The following is a 25,947-nucleotide window of genomic DNA, read 5'->3' as shown; positions in this document are numbered from 1 at the left end:
AATATTAGAACGTCTGGCCCAGAGAGAACTGGAAGAACTGCGTATCGTCACCACTTTCATCATTGAGCGGTTCGGCGATGCTGAAGGTCAGCGGCCCCACCGGGGTCAACCAGGACAGGCCGATACCCACACTATACCGCAAGTCGCCCAGGTCCACGCCGGAGCTGCAGCGCTGACGACCCTGATCGGCTTCCAGCACATCGTAGCAGGAACTCAGGAAGGTGTTACCCGCATCCAGAAACAGCGACGGCTGCACCGAGCGCTGATTCTCGACAAACGGCATCGGGAAGATGATTTCTGCACTGCCTTCTACCTGAACGTTACCCCCCAGGGTACGGTCACGACCGCCTTCCACCGAGGGCGTGGTGCGCTGGCCCAGCGTATTGGAGGTAAAGCCGCGCACCGAGCCCAGACCGCCCGAATAGAAGTTCTCGTAGAAGGGGTAAGGGTCACTCGAGTTCAGCGTATTGGCATAGCCCAGGTTGCCACTGAATTTCAGCGCCCAGGTTTCATCGTCATTGATCGGGAACAGCTGCTGTGCCCGTGCGCGCAGCTTGTAGTACTCGGCATCGCTCCCCGGCACGCCGGTTTCCAGCGAAAGGCGCTGATAGTTACCGGCCGTGGGCATGACACCCCGGTTGAGGTTGTTGCGCGTCCAGCTGGCGGTCAGCTTCAGGCTCTGCGCGTCTGCGCCCTCGTCTTCGACGTAACGACGAATTTCCGAGGCCGTATCGTTGTAGGTCTTGACCGAAATATCTTCGATGCTCGCCCCGAAGTTGAGCCTTGAAAGCTCGCTGACCGGGTAGCCAAAGTTGATGCCCGCGCCATAGGCGTCGGTCGAGTAGGTCGAGATATCGGAGTCGGCATAGTCGGTTTCGCGATAGAACAGGTTGTAGCCGCGAGAAATACCGTCGAGCGTCCAGTAAGGGTCGGTAAAGGCAAAGTTGATGCTGGTGAAGGTATCACTGCGCTGAGCGCCGACATTCACGCGATTCCCCGTGCCCAGGAAGTTGTTCTGGGCAAGGCCCACCCCGTAGATCACCCCGGCGCTTTGTGAAAAGCCCACGCTTGCCGACACCGAGCCCGAGGGCTGCTCTTCGACGTTGTAGGTTACATCCAGCTGGTCGGGCTGCCCCGGCACCTGCTGGGTATCCACCTCGACCTGGCTGAAGAAACCCAAGCGCTCCAGGCGCTGGCGGGACTGGGTGATCGAGTCGGTAGACGCCGGCGCGCCCTCCATCTGGATCATTTCACGACGCAGCACTTCATCCTGGGTCGTGGTGTTGCCGTAGAACTCGATACGCCGCACGTAGGTGCGCTGGCCTGGATCAACGGCAATGACCAGGTCAACGGTTTCACCATCATCGGCCATTTCCGGAATGCCCTGAATGTCGGCAAAGGCAAAGCCTTCTGCGCCCAGGCGTAGCCGCAGCGCTTCCGTGGAGGCATTGACCTGCCCGCGCGAGAAGATATCGCCACTCTTGATCTCGAGAAGCTCGCGCGCTTCGCTTTCGCTGATCTGCAGGTCGCCGACAAAGCGCACGTTGCCCACCCGATACTGATTGCCCTCATCGACGTTGAGCGTCACGAAGATCTCGGACTTCTCAGGTCCGATGGATACCTGAGTGGAGGTCACGTCAAAGTTGACATAGCCGCGATCAAGGTAGAAAGAGCGCAGACGCTCGATGTCCCCGGCAAGCGCCTCGCGCGAATACTCATCGCTCGAGAACCAGCCGAAGAAGCGTCCGGGCCGGTCATTCAGCTCGAAGACCTCGCGCAGCGTTTCATCGTCGAAGTCCTCGTTGCCCACGATGTTGATCTGGCGGATCTTGGCCACTTCACCTTCATTGATGTTGATGTTGACCTGAACGCGGCCCTCATCGATCTGCTCGACGTTGGTCGAGATGCGGGCGCTGTAGCGGCCCTGGGACTGATAGACCCCTTCCAGCTCGCGCTGGATCTCTTCAAGGGTCGAAAGCTGCAGTACCTGGCCTTCGGAAAGACCGGACTGGCGAAGACCGTTGCGCAGGTCTTCTTCCTTGAGCTGCTTGTTACCTGTGAGGTTCAGTCGGGCAATGGTCGGACGCTCCACGACCTGGATCACGAGGACGTCGCCCTCGCGAGCAAGCGATACGTCTTCAAACAGACCGGTGGCAAACAGGTCGCGGGCGGCAGACGCTAGCTGCTGTTCGCTAACGCGGTCGTTAGCACTGACAGGAAACGCATTGAAGACCGAGGCGGCGGATACCCGCTGTAGTCCTTCCACCCGAATGTCCGAAACATCAAAGGATTGTGCCTGGGCGCCGCCGGCAGCCGCCAGCAAGAGTGCCGCCATTCCAAGGGTCTTGATTTTCATGCAGTCAGTTCGCTCGCGTTGGTCTGCCTACCGTTTCAGATAGGCACCATATACATTTGTGCAGGCAGATGACAAGGCATCCTGCGCGCTACACGCGTCATTACCAAAGGCGCATCAGATCGAAATACAGAGCCATCGCCATCAAACCGCCTACCATGGCAAGCCCGATGCGTAGCCCGATTGCCTGGGTTCGTTCAGAGACCGGCCGCCCACGCACGATTTCTACAAAATAGTAAAGTAAGTGTCCACCATCGAGCACCGGAATGGGCAGTAGATTAAGCACCCCGAGGCTGATGGAAAGATAGGCAAGAAAGCTGACAAACGCCTCGACCCCTGCGCGGGCTGAATCACCGGAAACCTGGGCAATGGTGATCGGACCGGACAGATTGGAGGGCGAAATCAGCCCCACCAGCATCTTGCGAATCGCGTCTACGGTCAACACTACCATATTGCCGGTACGCGAAAGCGCCTGGCTTGCCGCCTCGATCGGCCCATAGCGAATTTCACGCTGCATCGACTCAGGCCAGGAAACCGGCTCGACACCGGCTCCAATGTACCCAACCTCACCGCCGCTCTCCAGCAGATTGCTGGCCGGGGTCAGCGAAAGCTCGCCCCGCTCGCCGTCGCGCTGGTAGGTAACCGACAGCGTTTCGCCAGCACTTCTGCGGATCAGGGTGACGAATTGCATCCAGTCTTCCACCGGCGTTTCGTCGATGGCAAGGATGCGATCCCCGGCCTGCAAGCCGGCGCTGGCCGCCGCTTCGCCCTCCACCACCTGCCCCAGCACGGCCGGGAATGCCGGCTGCCAGGGCGTCACGCCCAACGTTTCAAGCGGCTGTGGCGGGTCCTGACGAGCCAGATAGTTATCGACCTCAAGAGCATAGCTGCGTTCACTGCTGCTGCCTTCTGGCAGGGCGTTGATGGTCAGCGTGCCGCTGAAACCGATCATGGAAACCAGTTTCAGGTTGATGTCTTCCCAGGAGCGCACCGGGGCGTTCTGGATCGCGGTGATTTCATCGCCATGGGCCAGGCCTGCCTCGGCTGCCGGCGAGTCGGGCAACACATCCCCCACCATTGGAATGATCGTGGTCGTGCCGTAGATGAACAGCGCCCAGTAGGCGACGATGGCAAGCAGGAAGTTGGCCAGCGGACCGGCGGCGACAATCGCGACACGCTGCCAGACACTCTTGCGATTGAAGGCCTGGTCGAGCTGATCATCCGGCACCGGCGCTTCGCGCTCGTCGAGCATCTTGACGTAGCCGCCCAGCGGAATGGCCGCCACGGCGTACTCCGTTCCCTGACGGTCCACGGTCGACCACAGCGGCTTGCCGAAGCCGACAGAGAAGCGCAGTACCTTGACTCCGCAGCGGCGTGCTACCCAGAAGTGACCGAACTCGTGAAAGGTGACCAGAAGCCCCAGCACGACGATGACCGCTAAAACGTTTTGTAACAGGCCCACACTGAACTCCTTGGCACTATGCCTACCCGCCGCCGATGCTTAAGCGACCTACCCTTGTTCGTCTAGAGACCGCGCATGCTTGCTCAGCTGCTCAACCGCCTGCTGACGCGCCCACTGATCGGCTGCCAGTACATTCTCGATCGAGTCTGCATCCCCGGCGTAGGGCAGCGCCAGCACCTCGGCCACAACCCTGGCGATCGCCTCGAAGCCAAGCGTGCCGGCCAGAAATGCCTCGACCGCTATCTCGTTGGCGGCATTGAGAATAGCCGGCGCGGCGCCGCCTTTCTGCATGGCCTCTCGGGCCAGGCGCAGGCAGGGAAACCGCACCTCGTCCGGCGCTTCGAAATCCAGCCGTGCCACCTGAAACAGATCAAGCGTTTCCACGCCGGCATCGATACGCTCGGGCCAGGCCAGTCCGTAGGCGATCGGCGTGCGCATGTCCGGATTGCCCAGCTGGGCGATGACCGAGCCGTCAGCGTAGGCAGCCATGGAGTGAATCACACTCTGCGGATGAACAACCACCTCGATTTGTTCGGGCGTGGCGTCAAACAGCCAGCACGCCTCGATCAATTCAAGCCCCTTGTTCATCAGGGTGGCGCTGTCGACGGAAATCTTGCGCCCCATCGACCAGTTGGGATGGGCGCAGGCCTGCTCCGGCGTGACGTCGGCAAGCGCCGGCGCGCTCCAGGTGCGAAATGGACCGCCGGAGGCGGTCAGCAGCAGCTGGCGAACGCCATAACGCGCAAGCCCGCCACGGTGCTGGGTCGGCAGGCACTGGTAGATGGCGTTGTGCTCGGAATCGATGGGCAGCAGCGTCGCTCCCGAGCGTGCAACGGCCTGCATGAACAGCGCGCCGCTCATCACCAGCGCTTCCTTGTTGGCCAGCAGCACGCGCTTGCCGGCCTCGGCCGCTGCCAGCGAGGGCATCAGGCCAGCTGCGCCGACAATGGCGGCCATCACGGTATCCACGCACGCCTCACGGGCTACCTGGCAGAGTGCTTCGCGCCCCGCCCGCACGTCCGTTGCCTGGCCGGCGTCAGCGAGCGCCTGACGAAGCCATTCAGCGTCGACCTCGCCATCGAGGACCGCCACCTGGGGGCGGTGAGCCAGACATTGAGCCAGCAGGGCTTCTTTCGAAGTGTGCGCGGTCAACGCATAGACTTGATAGCGCTCGGGATGGCGGGCAATCACATCCAGCGTGCTGACCCCGATAGACCCCGTCGAGCCGAGTACGGTCACCCACCGGCGTGAAGACGTTCTCATAGCGGTGTCACCTGTGCTTGAAGGATCAGCAAATAAAGCAGTGCAAACAGCGGGATGGCGGCGGTAAGGCTATCGATACGATCCAGCACGCCGCCGTGGCCCGGCAGAAGCTGGCTTGAGTCCTTGATGTCCCGATAACGCTTGAGCATGCTTTCGAGCAGATCGCCCAGCACTGAGGTAAACGTCACCACGACCGTCATGACCACCAGGGCAGCGCCGCCCGTGAAGCCCAGCGATTGCCAGAAGGCAAAGACCACCGCCAGAAGCGTAGTGGCCACCAGCCCGCCTATCACGCCCTCCCAGGACTTGCCGGGACTGACGCGTGGCGCAAGTTTGCGCTTGCCAAAGCGGCGACCGGCAAAATAGGCGCCGATATCCGCCGACCACACCAGAAGCAGCACGAACAGCAGCCATACCGCCCCGCTTTCACGCAGGACATTGAACCCTACCCAGCACGGCAGCAGCACCCAGAGCCCCATTGCCAGCCGGCGCGACGTTGCCTGCCACTGGAGGCCCTTGTTCGGGTACTGGGTCACCCAATAAAGGTTGAGCAGCCAGCCAAGGGCCGCACACCACAGCGGCCACATGGCAAACGCGGCGCCCGAGAGCCACATCAGCAGCATGATGGCCGCAAGTGCGGCCACCAGCTGCAGGCGTGCTCCCTGGCGCAACACACCGGAAAGATTCGTCCACTCCCAGGCGCCGAGCAGCACCATGACAGCCGTGAAAAGCGCAAACGCGCCACCTTGCAAACCAAACAGGCCAGCCAGCACCAGGGGTGCCAGCCAGGCTGCGGTGATGATCCGCTGTCTAAGCACCTTGCGCCTCTATTTGTTGGTCGGTCATGCCAAAACGCCGGCGCCGCTTGCAGAAATCGTTTAACGCCACGTCCAGGGCTTCGGCGCCGAAATCGGGCCAGAGTAAGGGCGAGAAGTGCAGCTCGGCATAAGCCAGCTGCCACAGCATGAAGTTGGAAAGCCGCTGCTCGCCGCTAGTTCGAATACACAGATCAATGGGCGGCACGTTGCGGCTGCCCATTGCGTCATCAAAGCAGGCTTCGTCGATCTCGTCAGGTTTGAGCTTGCCCTCGGCCACCTGCTCGGCCAGCGTTTGCGCTGCCCGGGCGATATCCCACTGCCCGCCGTAGTTGGCGGCAATTACCAGGTGCATGCCAGTGTTATCGGCGGTCAGCGCCTCTGCACGGTGAATGTACTTCTGGATCGCGTGGGAAAAGCCGCGCTGCTCACCAATGATCGACAGCCGGATATTGCGCTCGTTGAGCTTCTTGACTTCGCGCTTGAGCGCCATCAGAAAAAGCTCCATCAGCGCGTTGACTTCAGCGGCGGGGCGCCGCCAGTTTTCGCTCGAGAAGGCAAACAGGCTCAGGGTCTTCACCTGCCGCTCGGCAGCACGTTGAATCACCGCCCTGACGGCCTCGACTCCCGCGCGATGACCGCGTACGCCAGATAGCCCGCGGGCACGTGCCCAGCGATTGTTGCCGTCCATGATGATGGCAACGTGCGACGGCATGACTTCCCCTGCAGTGAGAGGTGGCGTGCTGGCGTCGCTCGGCTGTTCTTCGGGAAACTGCGGTGACGTCATGAGGTCTCGCACAAAAGCTCAGTCATAATAAAGCCATAGGCCCAGCGGGCAGCCAGGCTGCCCGCTGCCAAGTGGACAGGTAGCTTATACCTGCATCAGATCCTGCTCTTTTGCGACAAGCGCCTTGTCGATCTCGGCGATATACTTGTCGGTCAGTTTCTGAATGTCATCTTCGCCCTGACGCTGATCATCTTCGGTAATCTCCTTGTCCTTGAGCAGGCTCTTGAAGTCACCGTTGGCATCGCGACGCACGTTGCGCACGGCCACGCGGGCGTGCTCGGCTTCAGAGCGCGCCTGCTTGATGTAGTTCTTGCGCGTCTCTTCGGTCAGCATGGGCATGGGCACACGGATGACGTTGCCCGCGCTTGACGGATTCAGGCCGAGATCGGCGGTCATGATGGCCTTTTCGATCTTCGGCACCATGCCCTGTTCCCAGGGCGCCACGGTAAGCGTGCGCGCATCTTCGACGTTCACTGACGCAACCTGATTGAGCGGCACCTGGCCGCCGTAGTACTCGACGGTCACCGCATCCAGGATGCTCGGATGCGCCCGCCCGGTACGAATCTTGTTGAAGTTGTTTCCCAGCGCTTCAACGCTTTTCTTCATGCGAGATTCAGCATCTTTCTTGATATCGTCGATCACGTTATAACCCTCTGTCTATCAGCGTGCCTTCCTTGCCCCCTACTACCAGATTCAGCAGGGCGCCAGGCTTGTTCATATCAAATACCCGCACCGGCATATTATGGTCACGTACCAGGCAGATAGCGGTCAAATCCATGATCCCCAGCTTCTGGTCCAGGGCATCATCGTAGGAGAGCTGGTCGTATTTTACTGCATCGGCATGCTTGACCGGGTCCTTGTCGTAGACGCCGTCCACCTTGGTGGCCTTGATGACGACATCGACATCGACCTCGATACCGCGCAGGCAAGCGGCGGAGTCGGTAGTGAAGAAAGGATTGCCCGTGCCTGCCGAGAACAGTACCACGTCTCCCGACGTCAGATAACGGATGGCGGTACGGCGGTCATAATGCTCGACCACGCCGCTCATGGGAATCGCTGACATGACCCGTGAGCGTATGTTGGAACGCTCGAGGGCATCGCGCATGGCAAGTGCATTCATCACAGTTGCCAGCATTCCCATGTGATCGCCTGTCACCCGATCCATTCCGGCCTCGTTCAGGGCAGCGCCACGGAACAGGTTGCCGCCACCGATCACGATGCCCACCTGAACGCCAATGCCTACCAGCTGGCCAATTTCCAGCGCCATGCGGTCCAGCACTTTCGGGTCGATACCAAAATCATGCTCGCCCATCAGCGCTTCGCCGGAAAGCTTCAGCAGAATACGCTTGTATTTCGACTTGGACTTGCCGATCTGGTTTGCAGCAGCAAGGGGGGTAGGCTCTTGAATATCACGTGACATGGCATCTCTCCTGAGGCAGACCTGGACACAGGCGGACGAAAGCCCCACGTTTGACAGGGGCCGGATACACGAAGGCGTGCGCTTTCGCGCACGCCATCTTCTGACTGAAACGTCTGACCTTAACGACGGCCAGCCTGTTCCATAACTTCCTTGGCGAAGTCGACTTCTTCTTTCTCGATACCTTCGCCCACGACAAAGCGCGTGAAGCTGACCACTTCACCACCGGCTGCCTTGACGAACTCGGCAACGGTCTGGTTCGGGTCCTTGACGAACGGCTGCTCGGTCAGGCTGTTCTCTGCCAGGTACTTCTTCAGACGGCCTTGAACCATTTTCTCGGCGATCTGCTCGGGCTTGCCCGCCATGTCCGGCTGCGCCAGGATGATGGCCTTCTCTTGATCCAGCTGCTCTTGCGGCATCTGCTCAGGATGCGCAACCGCCGGATTGATGGCCGCCACGTGCATGGCAACGTCCTTGGCCGCTTCTGAAGTACCGCCTTTCAGAACGGTCAGAACGCCGATACGGCCGCCGTGGACGTATTCGCCCACCAGACCGCCTTCCGCTGCATTCACGACCACGGCACGACGCACGCCGATGTTCTCGCCGATCTTCTGAACCAGCTGCTCGCGCGCGGATTCCAGCTCGCCTTCCATGACCGACGCCACGTCTTCACTCTTGGCAGCAAAGAAGGCATCGACGACTTTCTTGGAGAAGGCAACGAAGTTGTCATCGCGGGCAACGAAGTCGGTCTCGGAGTTGATCTCGACCATTACACCGTAGCTGCCGTCTTCGGCAACGCGCGTCACTACTGCGCCTTCGGCAGCGGTGCGGTCGGCTTTCTTCGCGGCCTTTAGGCCCGAGCTCTTGCGCAGGTTTTCGATCGCGACGTCGATATCACCGTTGGCTTCGGTGAGTGCCTTTTTGCACTCCATCATGCCCAGACCGGTACGCTCGCGCAGTTCCTTGACCTGAGAGGCGCTGATAGCTGCCATGAGAATTCACCTCTGAAATGGTTCTATGAGAGTTAAACGCCCTACAGAGTATAGGCATGACAGATGACCATCATGTATCACTCCGAAGGCCGCTTGCCGGCATCTGATACCCGGCGTAATCGGCCCGCCGACGGGTTCACCCCAGGCGGGAAAAAAGGGGGCACAGGCCCCCTCTTGTCACGATGCGGCCCAACTGCCCGCCGCATCCACTGCCACCTTACTTGGCCGCAGCGTCAGTCTCGGCAGAAGCAGCCTCGTCGGTCACTTCAACGAACTCGTCCGGACGACCTTCCTTGGCGCGACCGCACGCGTCGGCAATCGCCTTCACGTAGATCTGAATCGCACGGATGGAGTCGTCGTTACCCGGGATCACGTAATCAACGCCATCCGGGTTCGAGTTGGTATCAACCACGCCAATGACCGGGATACCCAGCTTGTTGGCTTCGTTGATCGCGATGCGCTCGTGGTCGACGTCGATCACGAACAGTGCGTCCGGCAGGCCGCCCATGTTCTTGATACCACCGATGGAACGCTCGAGCTTCTCTTGCTCGCGAGTCGCCATCAAGACTTCTTTCTTGGTCAGCTTCTCGAAGGTACCGTCTTCGCGCATGGTTTCGATATCACGCAGGCGCTTGATGGACTGACGAATGGTCTTGAAGTTGGTCAGCATGCCGCCCAACCAGCGATGGTTGACGAACGGCTGGTTGACGCGATTGGCTTCTTCTTTGATGATCTTGCTGGCGCTGCGCTTGGTACCAACAAACAGGATCTTGTTGTTGGATGCCGCCATCTTCTCGACCACGTCGATCGCTTCGTTCAGCGCCGGCAGGGTGTGCTCGAGGTTGATGATGTGAATCTTGTTGCGCGCACCGAAGATGAACTTGCCCATCTTCGGGTTCCAGTACTTGGTCTGGTGGCCGAAGTGAGCACCTGCCTTGAGCAGGTCACGCATGTTGACGTGAGACATGGTAAAACTCCTGAAACTCGGGTTAGGCCTCCACGCACCCCATGGATCCGACCGTTGACCGCGTCAAGCGTGGCCCTCGGCACCCGGGACCATGTGCCGGTGCATGTGTGTTTTCAAGGCTTGCTATTAAGCAGCGCGTCTCAAAGACGCACTGCAGGTGGTTCGCCTTGCCATGACCGCTCACTCACATTAAACAAGCAAGCGAGCGATTGCAGGAAAGCGCGCGGCTTTATACCATACATCCTTGCCAAGATGAAGTCACAGCCCGTATCACGCGCAACATTTGCGCCACGATACGACAGACCGGGCGGTTACTTGCCGACTGGTATTCACTACCTGTCATGTATGACGACAGTCTGAATCTGAACCCATATCGAGAATTCATGAACGTTCCTATCAAGACACCTTCAGAAATCGAGAAAATGCGCGAAGCCGGACGCCAGGCCGTCAGTGTGTTTGAAATGATCACGCCTCATATCCAGGCAGGCGTCAGCACCGGCGAGATCGACCGACTGTGTCATGAATACATCGTCAACGTGCTGGGCTCGACCCCGGCACCTCTCAACTATCACGGTTATACCCACGCCACCTGCATCTCCTTGAACCACGTGGTGTGTCACGGCTTCCCGGATTTCAATAAAAAGCTCAAGAATGGCGACATCATGAACCTGGATGTCACCGTCAAGACGCCAGATGGCTATCATGGTGATTCCAGCATGATGTTCATCATTGGCGAAACCATTCAGGGTGAGCGTCTGTGCCGGGTTACCCAGGAGTGTCTCTACAAGAGCATTGCGCTGGTCAAGCCTGGCGTGCGCCTGTCCGAGCTTGCCCGTGTCATCCAGAAGCACGCCGAAGACCACGGCTACTCGGTGGTTCGTGACTTCTGCGGTCACGGCATCGGCGCCAACTTCCACGAAGAGCCGCAGTTTCTGCATTACGATGGCTACGCGCCCGATGCCGATATCGCGCTCGAAGCAGGCATGTGCTTCACCATCGAGCCGATGATCAACGTGGGCGGCTACAAGACCAAGGTGCTGCGCGATGGCTGGACTGCCGTCACCAAGGACAAGAGCCTGTCGGCGCAGTGGGAACATACCCTTTTGGTGACCGAGACCGGGGTTGAAGTGCTGACGGCGCGTAGCGATGAAGACTTCAGCTTCCTAGACGCCTGATGCTGCTCCACCATCACCGGTTCGAGCCGGACACGTCGCTTTACGACCTCGACGCCTTTCGTGAGGAGCTTTCCGGTTCGCGCTCGCCCATTGCGCCGTTCAAGACGGCGCTGCGCGAACTGCAGGCCCGCCTCGACGAGCGTTTTCGCGCCGGTGCGGATATTCGCGACCTGGTGCGTGGCCGCGCCTGGTACCTGGACCAGCTGCTGGCCATTGCCTGGGCGCACCACGCCTGGCCGGATGATGGTATCGCGCTGGTAGCGGTAGGCGGCTATGGCCGCGGCGAGCTGCACCCCCACTCGGACGTGGATCTTCTGCTGCTGCTTGAAGATGACGACGACACCCCCTACCGCGAGCCACTCACCGCCTTCATCACCTTTCTCTGGGATATCGGCCTTGAGATCGGCCATAGCGTTCGCTCACTGAACGACTGTGAGCGTGAGGCGCTGGCGGATGTCACGGTGATTACCAACCTGCTGGAATCACGCCTGATTGCCGGCCCCCCGGCGCTGCGCGAAAAGATGCGCGAGCGTCTGAGCGCCGAACACGTCTGGCCGGCCGACCGCTTCTTTGAAGCCAAATGGCAGGAGCAGATCAGCCGCCACTACCGTTACAACAACTCCGAATATCATCTGGAGCCCAATCTCAAGAGCTCGCCTGGCGGGCTGCGCGATATCCAGATGATCGGCTGGGTGGCGAAACGCCACTTCGGCACCGAACAGTACGCCGATATCGTGGCCAACGGCTTCATGAACGATGCCGAACTGCGCATTCTGAGTCAGGGACAGGCGTTCTTGTGGCAGGTGCGTTACGCCCTGCACATGCTCACAGGCCGTGCCGAAGACCGCTTGCTGTTCGATCATCAGCGCACCATCGCCGAGCTGTTCGGCTTTCGAGACACGCCGGAGCGGCTGGCCGTCGAACAGTTCATGAAGCGCTACTACCGCCATGTCACGGCGCTTGCCGGGCTCAACGACATGCTGCTGCAGCACTTTGACGAAGTCATCCTGCGCGGCAAGGAGGCGCTCGAAACCGTTCAGCTCAACGAGCGCTTCGAGATGACCGGCGGCTATATTCAGGTCCGTTCACGCTCGCTGTTCCGCGAGCAGCCGGCAGCCATGCTGGAGCTTTTCCTGCTCATGGCCCGCCATCCTGACATTGAAGGCGTGCGCGCCGATACCATTCGCCTGATTCGCGATCATCGTCACCAGATCGACGACCACTACCGCGACGACCCGCTCCATCAGCGGCTGTTCATGGAGATCTTGCGCGCACCCGGTAACGTGCCGCGCCAGCTGCGGCGCATGAACCGCTACGGCATACTGGGCAAGTACCTGCCGGAGTTTGGCCGGGCGGTGGGGTTGATGCAGCACGACCTGTTTCATATCTACACCGTGGACGCCCACACTCTGCGGCTACTCAAGTTCCTCCACGGCTTTCGCAAGCCCGATGCCAAGGATGAGTTCCCGGTCGCCGCCGCGCTGATTCACCAGTTGCCCAAGCTGGACCTTCTGTGGATAGCCGGTCTTTTTCACGATATCGGCAAAGGCCGTGGCGGTGATCATTCGGAAATCGGCGCTCGGGACGTCGAGCAGTTCTGTCAGCGCCACCATGTTTCCACACACGATACGCGACTGGCCAGCTGGCTCGTCGAGCATCACCTGCTGATGTCGATGACCGCGCAGAAGCGGGATATCAGTGACCCCGACGTGATTCGCGACTTTGCCCTGGTGGTGCGCAACGAAGCGCGTCTTGATTACCTTTACGTGCTTACCGTGGCCGATATCAATGCCACCAACCCGACGCTCTGGAACGGCTGGCGGGCGTCGCTTTTACGCCAGCTCTACGCCGAGACCAAGCGCGCCTTGCGCCGCGGCCTAAAGAATCCGCCGGACCGCGACGACTGGGTGCGCGAAACCCGCAGCGAGGCGCGTTCGCTTCTGAGGAGTATCGGTATCGGCAGCGCCCAGATCGATCCTCTCTGGGAGTCGCTGGGGGAAGATTACTTTCTGCAGTACGCGCCCAGTGAAATCGTCTGGCAGACTCAGGGCATTCTGGCCCATGACGCCTCGCCGCTCCCCATGGTGCTGATCAGCGCGCCCACGCTAGACATGCCCGAAGGCGGCACGAAGGTCTTTATTCATACCCGCTCGGTAGATGACCTGTTCGCCGCCACCGCCGCGGCCATGGAGCAGCTGGGGCTTTCGATCCACGATGCGCGTATCGTCACCTCCCACAATAACTGGACGTTGAACACGTTCATCGTGCTCGATAGCCAAGGCCAGCCCATTCGGGACCCGGAACGCATCGAGGAGATGCGCCGCCACCTTGTCGAGGAGCTGGATGACCCGGACGACTACCCCGAGATCGTCACCCGGCATACCCCGCGGCAGCTGAAGCACTTCAAGGTTCCCACCGAAGTGCTGATCGAACAGGACCCGGCCAATGACCGCACCCTGCTGGAGCTGACCGCGCCTGACCGACCCGGCCTTCTGGCCCGCGTCGGGCGCATCTTCATGGAGCAGGATATCGCGCTCTCGACGGCCAAGATCGCTACCCTTGGCGAGCGCGTGGAAGACGTGTTCTTCATTACCACCAAGGCGGGGGAGCCGCTGACCGATCCCATGCGTCAGCAGCAGCTGCGCGAACGGCTGATCGAGGTACTTGGCGTGTGAGCCGCGCATGATGGGGGTCTTGCTGCTCTGGGTGCTGGCCTGCGCCTTTCAGGACCTGCGCCAGCGGCATATCAGCAACCGCCTGCTCTATCCGCTCATGCTGCTGGCGGCAGCCTGGTTGCCGGCAACCTCTCAAAGCCTTGCCGGCGCCTCCATCTCGAGCGCCCTGACAGGCGCAGCCCTGGCGCTGGCGCTGACCATACCAGGGCATATCAAAGGTGTGCTGGGTGGCGGCGATGTAAAACTGATGGCAGCTGTTGGCCTGTGCACAGGTGCCATGGCAACGCTGGTACTCACCGCCCTTGCTGCCTTGTGGCTGGTTGTCTGGGCATTGGCAATGGCGCGTTTACCCACCCGCGCGTGCGGGTGGCTACAACGCCATGCGCCAGGGCTTGTCATCCAGAGAGGCCAGTTTGCCTACGGGCCGTTCGTGTTTCTGGCGCTTGGCAGCCTCCAGCTGCTGGCGCTGCTTTACGGTGCTTGACCAGCGGCTTCGAAAGAGGGTCACTCCTGACCGAAACTGTCAGCATCCTCGCGCTTGAAAAAATCCGGAATCGGGTGGGTAAAGCTGTCCAGCCAACGCTGACTGGCACGCTCCTGCTCGGCGGCGGAGAGCCGCTGTTCATGGGGTGAGGCCTGGCTGCCCTCCCGCTGCACCTGCAACCAGGCATCGGCGCTGGTACTGCCCTTGCCGAGCATACGTGACTGGGCCGCTTCGCCTGGCTGCCCAGCCGGCTGGGCACACCCGGCCATGCCACCTGCCAGCAGGGCGCCTAGCGCCATCAGGCCAATCAAGCGATATTCCCTCATCAAACGCCTCCTTGTTCAGCATTGCTGTTGATGGGCGGGTAGGCTTGCTCGTCTTCTTGCTTGAGCCTGCGTGCCCGTGCGTCGGCGCGCTGGTACTGCAAGGCCGTGGCTCTGCCCTCGCGTAGCAGCACGTTGTACTCCTGCTGCTTGCCTTGATAGAGCAACAGCGTCAGCAGATTTTCCATCGGCAGCGCATCGTCATGGCTCAACTCGAGCGCGGTCATGAACTCGAACTGCGCCTTGTCGAGTTCCCGGTGCTGCAGATATACAAAGCCCAGGTCGTTACGAATCGTGAAGCTTGAGGGGTTGAGGCTTGCCGCCTTCTGCATATGCACACGCGCCTGGTCATAGCGGCCATTGACCGCCTCGATCTGGCCAAGCCCATGATAGGCCTCGGCCGCTACACAGCCATTCAGAAGCGATGTGTAAAGTGCGTAAGCGTCCGGGTGCTCCAGCCGGCGCAGTATCGTTGCCTTTTGCAGGCGTACGTCCGGCAGGTTTCCCGGCAACTGTTCCAGGTGGGCAAGCGCTGCATGCAGGCGCCCCTGGTCGGCCATATCCCTTGCCAGTTGAATGGCCAGCTGCTGCTCCTGCTCGAGCGGGGCGCACTGAGCGGCCTCGCGGGAGGTGTGGCTGCCCGGTGCGGCACAGCCAGCCAGGGCAAGCGTCATCCCCAGCAGCACGGTTCTTAGGGCATCGTTCATCATGGGCTCATCCCTGACAAGGCACCGAAAATGGCAATGAAGCCGGGGCCGGCGAGAATGATCAACAGGGCAGGAAAGAGAAAGGCCACCATGGTGGCCGACATCTTGGCAGAAAGCTTGGACACCTTCTCCTGCAGAGTGGTCATTCGCCGATCATCGAACAGCTGCTTGAGCGAGATCAACGATGCCACCGCCCCACCACCCTGGCGAATCAGCTGCTCGAGAATCACCACGCAGTCGGTTACTTGATCGATGTCCAGGCGCTCGGCCATGCTCGTCAACTCACTGGCCAGGTCCAGCCCCACATCCACACGGGTAAGCACCCGCTTGAACTCGACGGAAAGCTCCGGAAGGATGTACTGCCCCTCCTGGGTAAGTGCGCGCAACGCCTGCTCGACGGACATGCCCACTTCAAACAGCATGCGCAGCAGCGGCAGCATGGTGGAGACCTCCTCGGCAATTCTTTCACGCCGCTTGCCCACCGCCCGCCTGAGCCAGCGCTTGGGCAGCAGAAACCCTATCCCGAAGCAGGCCAGTGCGGCCAGAAACGACGGCTCGCCCCGCCAAAGCGCGCTGACCGCCATGGCCAGCACGGCGGCGATCAGCGGTACCCCCATCTGAATGGCGTAATAGCGGGCGCGCTGCTGAGGCGAGCGCCAGCCCAGCTGCTCCAGTAGCCTGGGCAGCTCGGCGTCTATTCTGCCGTCAAGCTGCTCCAGGCCCTCGAGCAGCGAGCGACGCCGGTTGGTTGCCAGCCCCACCCCACCCAGCGTGGAGATCCGCTGGCTGATGATGGCCGCGTTGCGCTGTTGTTGCAGCATCGTCCAGACCACCAGAGCGGCGGCGGCCAGCAGCAGAACGGCACTCATGATCAGTAGCCACATATCAGATACTCTTTTTAAATACTCTTTTTAAATACTCGTCTTTAAATGCTCTTCAACATCCGCCAGAGGATGAAACATCCGGTGAACTGCAGCACCAGGGAGATCATCAGCATCACCCTGCCCGCCGAGGAGGCCCACATGGTGAGCAGGAAATCGGGATTGCTCAACAGGATATAACCACCCAACCCCAGCGGAAGCCCGGCCAGCACCACGGCACTGATACGCGTCTCGCCGGTCATGGCGCGCAGCTGGCGGCTGGCCCGCTCGCGATCGCGAATCATCGCCATCAGGCTTTGGAGCATGTCCGAGGCGTTACCGCCATAGCGCTGGTTGATGCGCATGCCAAGCGCCAGGATATGAAACTCCTCGCGCCGATAGAGCGAGGCAAACTCCAGCACTGCCTCGGCCATGGGCATGCCAAGCTCGATATCCTTGCGCACCGGCGCCATGGCCCTGTTCAGCGGTTCTGGGCTGCGTTGCATGGCCAGCAGCATGGCATCGCCCACGGTGCGCCCGGACTTGATACTGCGCACCATGTGATCCAGCAGGCCAGGCATCTGTTCGATCATTCGGTCCAGGCGCTTCTGGGCACGCCACTGGCCGACCAGATAGACCAGCAGCGCCATACCCGCAAGCGCCAGCAGCGGCATGAACCAACTGACCTGCAAGAGCATCAGCAGCAGTATCGCGAAAAGCCCCGCGAGCAGTGCACTCAACCAGGCAGGCAGACGAATGCCCGCCTGGCGCAGCCATAGCGATAGTCCGCGCCGCTTGCGCACCCTTGGTTCGACCCGCACGCTGTCACGGTTCAGCCGCTCGTTGATACGCTCATCGACCGCCCGCCGCCGGCTGGCCTGAAGCATTATCCAGGCGGCCAGCAGGAAGGCCGCACTCATGCCGAACAAGGCGTAGGCGGTGGCGTTCACCCAAGGCCCTCCTGGCTTGCCTCGAACACGCCGGCAAGCTTTTCGTTGAACACCTGATGGTTCTGCTGGATAAAGGTGTTGCGCAGGCGGTCATGGCGAAACAGCACGTTGGTCAAGTACTCGCCCTGGCGCATTTCACCGATTTCGAGAATCTCGCTGATGCAACGCAGCCCCGACGGCAGGCGCACCAGTTGAACGATCACCTCAAGGGCCGAGGAGATGGATTGACGCATGGTCTTCTCCGGTACCGGCACGCCGGAGAGTCCGACCAGGGTTTCCATCCTCAACAGCGAATCGGCCGCGCTGTTGGCGTGAATAGAGGTCATCGAGCCTTCATGACCGGTGTTCATCGCCGAGAGTACATCGAGCACTTCGACGCCACGGGTTTCACCCAGGATGATGCGGTCCGGGCGCATGCGCAACGCGTTGCGCACCAGGCTGCGCGCGGTGACTTCACCATGCCCATCAGCATTGGGTGGGCGGGTTTCCAGGCGTACCACATGGCCGTGCTTGAGCTGCAGCTCGGCGGTATCCTCGATGGTGACCAGCCGCTCGCGATGGTCGATCATGCTGCTCAGCAGGTTGAGCATGGTGGTCTTGCCGGTACCGGTACCGCCGCTGATCACGATATTGCAGCGATGCTTCACCGCGTATTCCAGAAACGCGAGCATCGCCTCGCTGAGCGCGCCGGAGGCGACGAGATCGTGGCTTTGCAGCATATCCTTGCGAAACTTGCGTACCGAAAGGCAAGCCCCGTCCAGCGCAATCGGCGGGATGACCGCATTCACCCGGCTGCCGTCGGGCAGGCGGGCATCCACCATGGGCGAGGATTCGTCCAGTCGCCGCCCCAGCGGCGCGATAATGCGCTGGATCACCCGCTGCAGGTGCTGATCGTTGACGAAGTGCAGGTCGCTGACCGACAGCACGCCGCGGCGCTCGATAAAGATATGGTCGCTGCCGTTCACCAGGATCTCGGTCACGCTGGGATCATTCAGCAGTACTTCCAGGGGCCCGAACCCGGTGAGTTCATCCAGCATCTCCTCGGTCAGACGGTCTATCTCGTACCCCGAGATGGCCAGCTGCTGCTGGCGGGTGAATGTCTGGATATGCGAGGCGACAAAACGCTTGAGCTCCGGGCGGCTACCCTCGATCAGGTTGGTCGTTTCATCGCCCAGTTGATCGATCAGGTAGCGATGCAGCCGCTCTTTCAAGTGGCTGAGCTGAATGAGACCACCGCGCTCCATACGTCCCCCTTATCGAAACAGGCGTTTTAGCACACCAGGGCGTTTTTCAGCCGCCGGCCTGGGCAGCACATCACCGGCAAGCTGCTGCAAAGTGCGCGTCAGCTCATCCTTGGGCGCAAGCTTGTAAAGCGGCACGCCCTGGTTCAGGCTATTCAGGCGCTGGTGCGGCTGCCCCGCCAGCGTCGCTACCAGCGGTATACCGAACATCTCGGACAGTACCGAAGGCTCCGGCGCCAGCCGTGCCGTGTAACGGTCCACCAGCAACCCGACGTTATTCAAGGCAACCCCCTCGGAGCGCCAGCGCTGCAGGCAGTGAAGATTGCGCCGGCTACTCGGCACACTCTGATACAGGTACCACAACAGCTGATCGGCCGTGCTCACCAGCGCGCGAACGAAGCCACCGTCTGGCTGGCCGCAGGCGTTGACGATCACGCAGGCAAAATGCTGGCGCAGCACGCCCAGCAGCAAAATGGTATCGGCATAGGTGTAGGCTTCGGGGTAGCGGTCATCCTGCAGCAACGGCAGCACGTAAAGGCCGCTCTCATGCCGGCTGAAGGCGCTCTCGATTACCGCGGAGTCCAGCCGCTGGGCGGCACGCATGGCGTCTTCGAGCCCAAAGGAGCACTTGAGGCTCAGCAGGGCTTCAAGCTCACCGTGGCCGGGAGCTATATCGACCAGCAGCACCTGGGATTGGGTTCGGGCGAGTTCCAGCGCGACGTGGCCGGCGATCAGCGTGGTGTCCGACACCACATCGGTGCCATAGAGCACCACGAGCCGAGCGCGCTGTCCGCTGAATGCCGCGTTCATTACAGGCTGCTTGCGCCCGAGTCGGCGTATCAGACTCTGCACTTCGCTGCCGCGCTGCCCCACGGTCAGAAAATCCTTGGCACCGGCGCGCATTCCCCCCAGTACCAGCTCGCTATCCGTTCCATCACCGATGGCGACGACAACCGCATTAGGGCGAGATTCGCTAAGCCCTTCGATGAGGGAAAAGGCGCTGTCATACCCCTTGCGGTCAACGCACACAAAGACCGTACCTACCTGCATCTGGTCGATCAGTCCGATAATGGCTTCCAGCTTGCTGCCGACCGGCACGATCCGGCCCTGCTCTGACAGGGTGGATTCGAGCCAGGTGATGTCGGCATCCGAGCATCCGGTGACCAGAAACGTCTGCATGGCATCTCCTTAGCGCGAAAGCCCGGCGGTGCGGTCAAACGAGCCGTCTTCGAACAACAGCAGCTCATGCACGCTGGGGTCATAATTGCGCACCGCTTCGCCGGGCAGCGGGGGCAACAGGGCATCAGCCGCGAGAGGCTGCACCAGGTGTGGAGTCACGATCATCAGAAGCTCGCGCTCCTCTACCCGGGTCCGGCTGTTGCGAAAGAATGCTCCGATCACCGGCAGGCTGCCCAGCCCCGGCAACTGGTTGACCTGGGCACTGCGGTTGGTGCTGATCAGGCCACTGATGATGAAGCTCTCGCCGCTGGCCAGCGAAACGCTGGTATCCGAACGACGTACCGACAATGCCGGCACCGTGGTGCCCTCGATGGTAATACCGTTGACGAAGTCGAGCTCACTGACCTCCGGCGCCACCTTGAGCGTAATGCGCCGCTCATCGATCACCGTGGGCGTAAGCGTCAAGCGCACCCCGAACTCCTTGTACTCGATGGACACGCTATCACTGCCTGCGCTGGGCACCGGAATGGGAAACTCTCCCCCGGCCAGAAAGCTCGCGCTCTGGCCGCTGAGGGCGACCAGGCTTGGCCGCGCCAGGGTATAGGCGAAGCCGCTGCTTTCCAGCGCGCTGAGCGCGGCCAGCACCCGGCTGCTGCCACCGCCCACGACCAGGTTGAAACCGCTGCTGGAAAGCGGCACGTTGGCCCCTGGGGTCAGGCTTCCGATATTACCCACCCCGACCCCGCCTGGCCCCACGCCCGGAGAGGCAAACAGGTTGTTATTGGAGCTGCCAAACAGCGACACGCCGATCTCACGCAGGCGCGTACGGTTGACCTCGACAAACCGGATATCGGTCTGCACCTGGGCCGGCACGGCCGGGATGCTTTCGGGGAAGCTGCCAAGTGCCTGGCTGGCAGCGCCTGTGACCATCAGCGTGATGTCGGCTGGGCGCTGCGAGCAGGGGGTCCAGATGGTGACGTTGGTGGCCCCCTGCTCGACCGGCGAAATCAGAAACCCCCGCTCCGAGGTGAGCTGTACATCTGCCACCGCCGGATTGCCTACCGCCAGCCGCTCGATCTCTACCGGCAGCCGTATCTCCCGGTGCATGCCAGGTGTCAGCTCGAGCGCGGGAGGCAGGCGGCGAAGCTCGTCGCACACTGGCTGGGCGTGGGCCACGAGGGGCGCCATGACGCTGCTCAGCACTACCATGCCACCACCCAGCAGAAGCCCCCACCGTCGCGTCACTCGATTCATTCCGTTCCCCTGTTGTTGTGTCGTTAGTCGGGCATGGCGCCTAAGGCGTTTCAAGACTGATGGTTGCCCCGCGGATCACGGGCACGCCGCCTGAAGAAGGCACCGCTGACGGCACGGTCGTCTGCTGATTCAGGTACTCGGGCACGGCCTGCCTGCGCGTGGCGCCGCCCTCCACGAGGCCGGGCTGAGGCCGCGTGGCCTGGCTCAGGGCAAATTTTTCGAACTGGAACAGCTGCTGGTTGAGTGCCTCGGTGGCAGCCTCCTCACGGTAGTAGCTTTCCAGGCGCTGTTCGGCAGCAGAGCGCAGTGCCAGGCGCAGGCTCCCCGCTTCGGCAGCCAGTGCAAAACGCGTCAGCAAGGCATCAGGTACGGCCAGGACAACCGTTTCAACCTGGCCCATCCCCGGCATCATGCTCAAGCTGCCTGAACGGCCCTCGGCCACCGCCGGCTCGCCGGAAAGCGTCAGGCCAAGCGCATCGCCCACGCTCAGAACGCGCAGGGCCGGAACGGCCACCTGCACGGTACGGTCGGTGTTGATGGCGTCTTCAGGCAGGTACAGCAGCACATCGACATAATCACCAGGGGCCAGATTTCCGGCCCCGCCCAAGGCATGCTCAAGCTGTACGGCCAGCGCTCGCTCATTGGGGCGAATCATCTGAGCCACGGGCCCGCCGGCAGTAAAGCTATGCTCGGTCAGAATGCTGCCCGCCGAAAGCGCGCGCCAGACGCGCCGCCCCACCAGCGCATCAGGGTCGCTGAAGCTGCCGGGCGGCATCAAACGCAATTGCTCCACCTGCAGGTCGTCGGGTTGCACGGTGTGATGGGCAGGCAGATCACGGGCAAGCACGACGACGGGCTGATGCAGCTCGATATCGTCACTTGCGTCGATCGGGGGCATCGCGACCGTCTCGGGCGTTTCGTCCACATCGAGTGGTGGCAAGGCTTCCTCAGGCTCTGTCATGTTCACGGGACTGGGGTCGCTCTTTCCAATGGAGATACCCAGATACCCCAGCACCAGCGCAGCAACCACCAGTACGCCTGCAAGGATCATCATCATTCGACTGTTCAAGACCACGTCCCCTTTCCTGTGGTGTCAAAACGTCTACCGGCGACGCCAGGAGCAAGGTTGCTTGCCAAGGCACCCACAGGGTGACAGCCATACCTAACCAGTTAACTTAAAAGCATTTAAGCAACCACTCTGCGTTCAGTAAAAACCATCTTTTCAACTATTACCATCATCAATAACGCCAACGCCCATACTTGATCTTTCGCATTAACCACGATCTTGACGGACACTAGACTCTTTGCAGAAAAGTCAGCTAAAAAACAATTCAATAATCTTCAATGGCTTATAAATCAAATTATGAATTATCAATAATCATTGTTAAAAAAATCCTAACTTGAACTAGGCAGCCTGGGATTTTGATTCTACTATCGAAATAAAGCGTCATCCAAGCCGAACAATAAGTTGGCAGACTCTTTACTTCTCAACTACGCAAGAGGATCAAACAATGAGAATATTTTTCTTGATTTACAGCTATTTAATAACTATCAACAAGGATACGAAAGGCGCCTCGGCGATCGAGTACGCCATCATTGCCGGGCTGATCGCGGTAGCCATCATCGTGGCAGTAACCGCGCTTGGCGGGGGCATTGGCGCCACGTTCCAACGGATAACTAACGCACTTTCCGGTGTCGGAGGAAGTGGAACTTGAGACATCGCCGCTTTTGACAAGAACACGTTAATGTCAATCAAGCCATTGAGGCATTAATCCCTAAACAGCCAATTCGCCACTAGCCATGTTTTATGGATAGCCATGATATTGCTCACGTCACAGCGGGGTGCGGCCAGCATCGAGTTTGCCTTGAGTTTTATCATTTTACTGATGCTGTTCTACGGCATGGCGGGCTTTACCATGCCGCTTCTGATGAGCGCCAGCTATCAGCAATTGGCTTCTGATACGTTACGCGCAGGGCTCGCCTGGCAGCACTACCAGCACGCCTCTGATCGTGATGTCGAGCGTTATGTGGCCGGTTTGATCGATGAGGCCTGGATGCCGCCGGCGTGGGCGACGCCCTGCGCCGACAGAACGCATTTCTTGACCATCGATTCGCAGACCGGCTTGTGGCAGGTGTGCCTTCGCCACCCTTCGCCCAGTACCATCTTGCCACCGATAAGACTTCTTGGCTGGGAGTTCCCGCCACTACCCGATCAGATCGTTGGCTCCGCCATACTGCATACCCGCGAAGTCGCGCCTTGATAGACCGCTACTCGCCGCATGAAAAAGGTAGGCCAGCATGCACGCTCGTACACACGGCTCGTTAGGCCTGGCCAGCCAGCGAGGTATCGTCAGCATCCTGGCCGCGTTTCTGCTGGTGCTGTTGATCAGCGTGCTGGCACTGGTGGTGGATACTGGCCGCCTTTACCTTGAGCAGCGCAAGCTGCAAAAAGTCGCGGACATGGCCGCACTCGACGCCATTTCCCGTCTGCCTCGTGGCACCTGCGCGACCAATCCTGCGCGGGCAGGACAGTTCGCGGCAGAGTCTGCCGCGCTCAACGGGTTCACTCCCGGAACGCATCAGACCCTTACCGTTCAGTGCGCCACCATTGCCAGCCAGAATGGCTTGCGCAACGTCACCGCCGCCTCCTCCGGCGCCGGTGTTCGTGTCGAGGTCAGCCATCAGGTACCCGCCAGTCTGGTCATTCGTGGTGGCTCGTTATTCAGCGACGCCTTCAGCGGCCATATCACTCTGCGCGCCCATGCCGCAGCCCAGCGTAATGCCCCGGTTGCGGCGTTTTCTGTCAAGACTCACCTGCTGAGCCTGGATAACACGCAGTTGATGGGATCCCTGCTGAGAAGTGCCGGAGTCGATACGACAAGGCTTGGCGTGCTGAACTCGAGTGGTGCGCTGACGACCTTCATCACTGCCGCGGAACTGCTGGCCGCCCTGGGTATCAACGTCAGCGTCGATGACGCAGGCAGGATTGCACCCGCCTCTATCGCGGCGGCCAGAGGGGTGCGCGTCAGTGACGTAGTGCGCGCCAGCGCGACGCTTGCAGGCAACAGCACCCTGGCCACGACGCTTTCTGGTCTTGCTACCCACCTTTCCGCCTCGACCCTGACCAGTATCGATCTTCTGGGCAGCACCGGCTTGTTCCAGCTGGAGGGCCCGGGGCGGCCCAGCACCCTTGCCGCCTTGCAGGCCGAGCTGGCCTTGGGCGAAATGCTGGGACTGGCGATTGTGGCAGGGTCAAGGAAAAAGAGCGTTTCTACACCGGGTATCAACCTGCTGGGCCTTGCTTCCGCCACCGGCGTCATCGATACGCCGACACTCGCCGCCGGCACCGTCGGCTCGGTCGCCCGCGCCGGCCAGACCCGGCTGCATCTGGATATCGACAGCCAGAAGATGGTCAGTCTCAACCCGCTCACCGGGCGTATCCACCTTCCCCTGACGATGGACCTTGCCAGCGCCACCGGCGAGCTCACCAGCATCCAGTGCAACACGCCCATACCTACGGTGGATATCGCGGTCTCCTCATCGCTTCTCGATGCCTGTCTTGGAGACATGTCCGCCTCGGCGCTTTGGGAAAATTCTCAAAGCTGCGCCGTCACGGCGACCGACAGTATCTTCGCCGCCCTCATGCGTACTCCTCCGACGACGCTGCTGGGCCCAGGTAAACGAGCCTTCGCCGGGCAGAAAAGTGGACCCCAGCCATTTGCCCGAATGGCCGCGGGTGAAAAGCGCTCTTACCAACCCCTGGCACTGCCAACCATCAGCAGCCTGCTGACAACGCTGCAGGATGGCATGTTCGGCATACTCAATAGCGCCACCTCCTCGGCAAACACCCAGATGCTGCGACAAGTGGCAAGGGATTATCTCGACGCCACGAGTGTCAGCAGCGGCCGGTACGACCCCGCCAGAGCGGCCAGTCTCGTATTGAACGGGGGAACCGGCAACAGTGGCAGGACCTACCCAAGACTTGCCTCTACCAACTGGACGGTGGCCAACTATAAATGCGCCAACCTGCTCTGCACCTCTCTTGCCAGTGCGCCGTTTTCCACCGCTTTTGTCGACCTTGCCAACAATGGCGGGCTTCTGGGCACCAGCCTGTTGCCGGTGGCGCGCAACGGCTATCAGGCCTGCGGCGGGCTGCTGCTCAATCTGCTTTTCTACAGCAGCTACAACAGCTGCGTGGAAGAGAACCTGATACTGATGCTGCAGCGCAAGCCCGGCGGGCTGGAAATTCCCTTCCCCGGCAGCGGCGCCGATTCAGGCGGACCGGCCAACTGCCAGGAGGTAATATGCCGGCTGGTGAGGATTCCGCTTAACAGCACGATGAGAGCCCTTGGCACGCTGATCACCAGCGACCTGGGCCTTGATCTTGGGCGCATCGATGTACGCGTCGAGTCCATCACCTGTGGCGATGTCACCTTTGTTCAGTAAGCGCCACCAGCAGGGGGCGGTGGCGATAGAGTTCGCGGCCATCTTTCTGCTGTTCTTTACCCTGGTGTACGGCATCATCGCCTTCAGCCTTCCCGCCGTTGTGCGCCTGGCGTTTCAACACTACTCCACCGAAGCGGCCCGGGCGGCGGTCAAGGTCGACCCCAGCGTGGAGAGCGGACGCTTTGCCCAGCTGGTCAGCCAGCAGGTAACCCGCGAAATCACCTCGAGCTGGCTGCCGGCGGCGTGGCGCGATAGCTGCCCCGCCCCTAATGACGGCACGACCTGGGCGGCGCTCCCTTCCCATGCCGGCCAGCCCTCCTACGGCTACTGGCAAGTCGAAGTTAATGCTCGCCCCGGTCGCACGCCCCGTTACCGTCTGTATGTGTGCCTGCAGACCCGGGGCTCCATCGTGCCGCAGATCCGGCTTGGCGATATCGAGCTGCCGACGCTGCCTCGCGACACTACGGGTCGGCCAGTCATACGCGGCTACACCCTCACCACGTTTTGAAGCGGTTGCTTTCACAGGTTTGAGCAGACCCGTGCGGTTGCTATAATCGGCGCTTTACGCCTGCCGTTCTGAACACGCTTTGCAGGGCA

The 25,947-nt window shown here is 60.9% G+C and carries 24 protein-coding genes; 7 read left to right on the top strand and 17 right to left on the bottom strand.

All coding sequences use genetic code 11. From position 1 onward, the window contains the following. Window positions 1-4 precede the first annotated feature (4 nt). The 9 genes from bamA to rpsB all read right to left on the bottom strand — a co-directional run bounded on the left by bamA (window position 5) and on the right by rpsB (window position 10,056). A complete protein-coding gene (gene bamA, locus HW452_RS05925; RefSeq protein ID WP_425348087.1) occupies window positions 5-2,356 on the bottom strand; it encodes an outer membrane protein assembly factor BamA in 2,352 nt (783 codons plus the stop codon). A 100-nt stretch (window positions 2,357-2,456) separates the two neighbouring features. Continuing rightward, window positions 2,457-3,815, bottom strand: a complete 1,359-nt coding sequence (rseP, locus tag HW452_RS05920; RefSeq protein ID WP_224105180.1) for an RIP metalloprotease RseP — start codon at window positions 3,813-3,815, stop codon at window positions 2,457-2,459. Window positions 3,816-3,863: 48 nt separating this feature from the next. Beyond that, window positions 3,864-5,078 (bottom strand): 1-deoxy-D-xylulose-5-phosphate reductoisomerase, encoded by a 1,215-nt coding sequence (gene ispC, locus HW452_RS05915; RefSeq protein ID WP_224105179.1) that lies wholly within the window; start codon window positions 5,076-5,078, stop codon window positions 3,864-3,866. Further along, window positions 5,075-5,896, bottom strand: a complete 822-nt coding sequence (locus HW452_RS05910) for a phosphatidate cytidylyltransferase (protein WP_224105178.1) — start codon at window positions 5,894-5,896, stop codon at window positions 5,075-5,077. The genes ispC and HW452_RS05910 overlap by 4 nt, the downstream gene beginning before the upstream one ends. Further along, a complete protein-coding gene (uppS, locus tag HW452_RS05905) occupies window positions 5,889-6,680 on the bottom strand; it encodes a polyprenyl diphosphate synthase (RefSeq protein ID WP_224105177.1) in 792 nt (263 codons plus the stop codon). The genes HW452_RS05910 and uppS overlap by 8 nt, the downstream gene beginning before the upstream one ends. Before the next feature lie 84 nt (window positions 6,681-6,764). Further along, entirely contained in the window at window positions 6,765-7,322 is a 558-nt protein-coding gene (gene frr, locus HW452_RS05900; RefSeq protein WP_224105176.1) for a ribosome recycling factor, read from the bottom strand. 1 nt (window position 7,323) lies between these two features. Then, a complete protein-coding gene (pyrH, locus tag HW452_RS05895; RefSeq protein ID WP_224105175.1) occupies window positions 7,324-8,100 on the bottom strand; it encodes a UMP kinase in 777 nt (258 codons plus the stop codon). A 119-nt stretch (window positions 8,101-8,219) separates the two neighbouring features. Continuing rightward, window positions 8,220-9,089: a translation elongation factor Ts gene (gene tsf / locus HW452_RS05890; protein ID WP_224105174.1), complete on the bottom strand. Its 870-nt coding sequence runs from the start codon at window positions 9,087-9,089 to the stop codon at window positions 8,220-8,222. A gap of 217 nt (window positions 9,090-9,306) precedes the next feature. After that, window positions 9,307-10,056, bottom strand: a complete 750-nt coding sequence (rpsB, locus tag HW452_RS05885; RefSeq protein ID WP_224105173.1) for a 30S ribosomal protein S2 — start codon at window positions 10,054-10,056, stop codon at window positions 9,307-9,309. Between the two features lie 383 nt (window positions 10,057-10,439). On the opposite strand from rpsB, the gene map reads away from it, so the two are divergent. The 3 genes from map to HW452_RS05870 are packed head-to-tail and all read left to right on the top strand — an operon-like array spanning window position 10,440 to window position 14,390. Continuing rightward, window positions 10,440-11,231 carry a type I methionyl aminopeptidase gene (gene map, locus HW452_RS05880; RefSeq protein ID WP_224105172.1) on the top strand — a complete coding sequence of 264 codons (792 nt, stop codon included), beginning with the start codon at window positions 10,440-10,442 and terminating at the stop codon, window positions 11,229-11,231. Further along, a complete protein-coding gene (locus HW452_RS05875) occupies window positions 11,231-13,906 on the top strand; it encodes a [protein-PII] uridylyltransferase (protein WP_224105171.1) in 2,676 nt (891 codons plus the stop codon). The genes map and HW452_RS05875 overlap by 1 nt, the downstream gene beginning before the upstream one ends. Window positions 13,907-13,913: 7 nt before the next feature. After that, complete coding sequence (locus tag HW452_RS05870) at window positions 13,914-14,390, top strand: prepilin peptidase (RefSeq protein ID WP_224105170.1); 477 nt, start codon at window positions 13,914-13,916, stop codon at window positions 14,388-14,390. A gap of 20 nt (window positions 14,391-14,410) precedes the next feature. Here HW452_RS05870 and HW452_RS05865 read toward each other — a convergent pair whose 3' ends face one another. From HW452_RS05865 to cpaB, 8 genes are read right to left on the bottom strand one after another with little or no spacing between them, the layout of a single operon-like run. Next, entirely contained in the window at window positions 14,411-14,716 is a 306-nt protein-coding gene (locus HW452_RS05865; protein WP_224105169.1) for a DUF3613 domain-containing protein, read from the bottom strand. Beyond that, window positions 14,716-15,423, bottom strand: a complete 708-nt coding sequence (locus HW452_RS05860; RefSeq protein ID WP_224105168.1) for a tetratricopeptide repeat protein — start codon at window positions 15,421-15,423, stop codon at window positions 14,716-14,718. The genes HW452_RS05865 and HW452_RS05860 overlap by 1 nt, the downstream gene beginning before the upstream one ends. Next, window positions 15,420-16,304, bottom strand: a complete 885-nt coding sequence (locus HW452_RS05855) for a type II secretion system F family protein (protein WP_224105167.1) — start codon at window positions 16,302-16,304, stop codon at window positions 15,420-15,422. The genes HW452_RS05860 and HW452_RS05855 overlap by 4 nt, the downstream gene beginning before the upstream one ends. Window positions 16,305-16,345: 41 nt before the next feature. Beyond that, the gene (locus tag HW452_RS17640; RefSeq protein WP_224105166.1) at window positions 16,346-17,230 is read right to left on the bottom strand and encodes a type II secretion system F family protein; all 885 of its coding nucleotides are present in this window, start codon (window positions 17,228-17,230) and stop codon (window positions 16,346-16,348) included. After that, window positions 17,227-18,474, bottom strand: a complete 1,248-nt coding sequence (locus tag HW452_RS05845) for a CpaF family protein (RefSeq protein WP_317986321.1) — start codon at window positions 18,472-18,474, stop codon at window positions 17,227-17,229. Before HW452_RS05845 ends, HW452_RS17640 begins: the two co-directional genes overlap by 4 nt. A 9-nt stretch (window positions 18,475-18,483) precedes the next feature. Next, window positions 18,484-19,650 (bottom strand): hypothetical protein, encoded by a 1,167-nt coding sequence (locus tag HW452_RS05840; protein WP_224105165.1) that lies wholly within the window; start codon window positions 19,648-19,650, stop codon window positions 18,484-18,486. A 9-nt stretch (window positions 19,651-19,659) separates the two neighbouring features. Next, the gene (locus HW452_RS05835; protein WP_224105164.1) at window positions 19,660-20,904 is read right to left on the bottom strand and encodes a type II and III secretion system protein family protein; all 1,245 of its coding nucleotides are present in this window, start codon (window positions 20,902-20,904) and stop codon (window positions 19,660-19,662) included. Between the two features lie 40 nt (window positions 20,905-20,944). Further along, on the bottom strand, window positions 20,945-21,979 hold the full coding sequence (gene cpaB / locus HW452_RS05830) for a Flp pilus assembly protein CpaB (RefSeq protein ID WP_224105163.1): 1,035 nt from the start codon (window positions 21,977-21,979) through the stop codon (window positions 20,945-20,947). 436 nt (window positions 21,980-22,415) lie between these two features. Here cpaB and HW452_RS05825 point away from each other — a divergent pair, with 436 nt between their 5' ends. The 4 genes from HW452_RS05825 (at window position 22,416) to HW452_RS05810 (ending at window position 25,858) form a co-directional block, all read left to right on the top strand. Next, window positions 22,416-22,619, top strand: a complete 204-nt coding sequence (locus HW452_RS05825; RefSeq protein WP_224105162.1) for a Flp family type IVb pilin — start codon at window positions 22,416-22,418, stop codon at window positions 22,617-22,619. A gap of 102 nt (window positions 22,620-22,721) precedes the next feature. Beyond that, window positions 22,722-23,165: a TadE/TadG family type IV pilus assembly protein gene (locus HW452_RS05820; RefSeq protein ID WP_224105161.1), complete on the top strand. Its 444-nt coding sequence runs from the start codon at window positions 22,722-22,724 to the stop codon at window positions 23,163-23,165. A 37-nt stretch (window positions 23,166-23,202) separates the two neighbouring features. Next, complete coding sequence (locus HW452_RS05815; protein WP_224105160.1) at window positions 23,203-25,350, top strand: pilus assembly protein TadG-related protein; 2,148 nt, start codon at window positions 23,203-23,205, stop codon at window positions 25,348-25,350. Continuing rightward, complete coding sequence (locus HW452_RS05810; protein WP_224105159.1) at window positions 25,340-25,858, top strand: TadE/TadG family type IV pilus assembly protein; 519 nt, start codon at window positions 25,340-25,342, stop codon at window positions 25,856-25,858. Before HW452_RS05815 ends, HW452_RS05810 begins: the two co-directional genes overlap by 11 nt. The last annotated feature ends 89 nt before the right edge of the window (window positions 25,859-25,947 follow it).

The organism is Vreelandella aquamarina, assembly GCF_020075495.1.
Classification (GTDB): domain Bacteria; phylum Pseudomonadota; class Gammaproteobacteria; order Pseudomonadales; family Halomonadaceae; genus Vreelandella; species Vreelandella aquamarina_A.
Note: the sequence above shows the minus strand (reverse complement) of the source record. Positions and strands in the feature narration are given on the sequence as shown.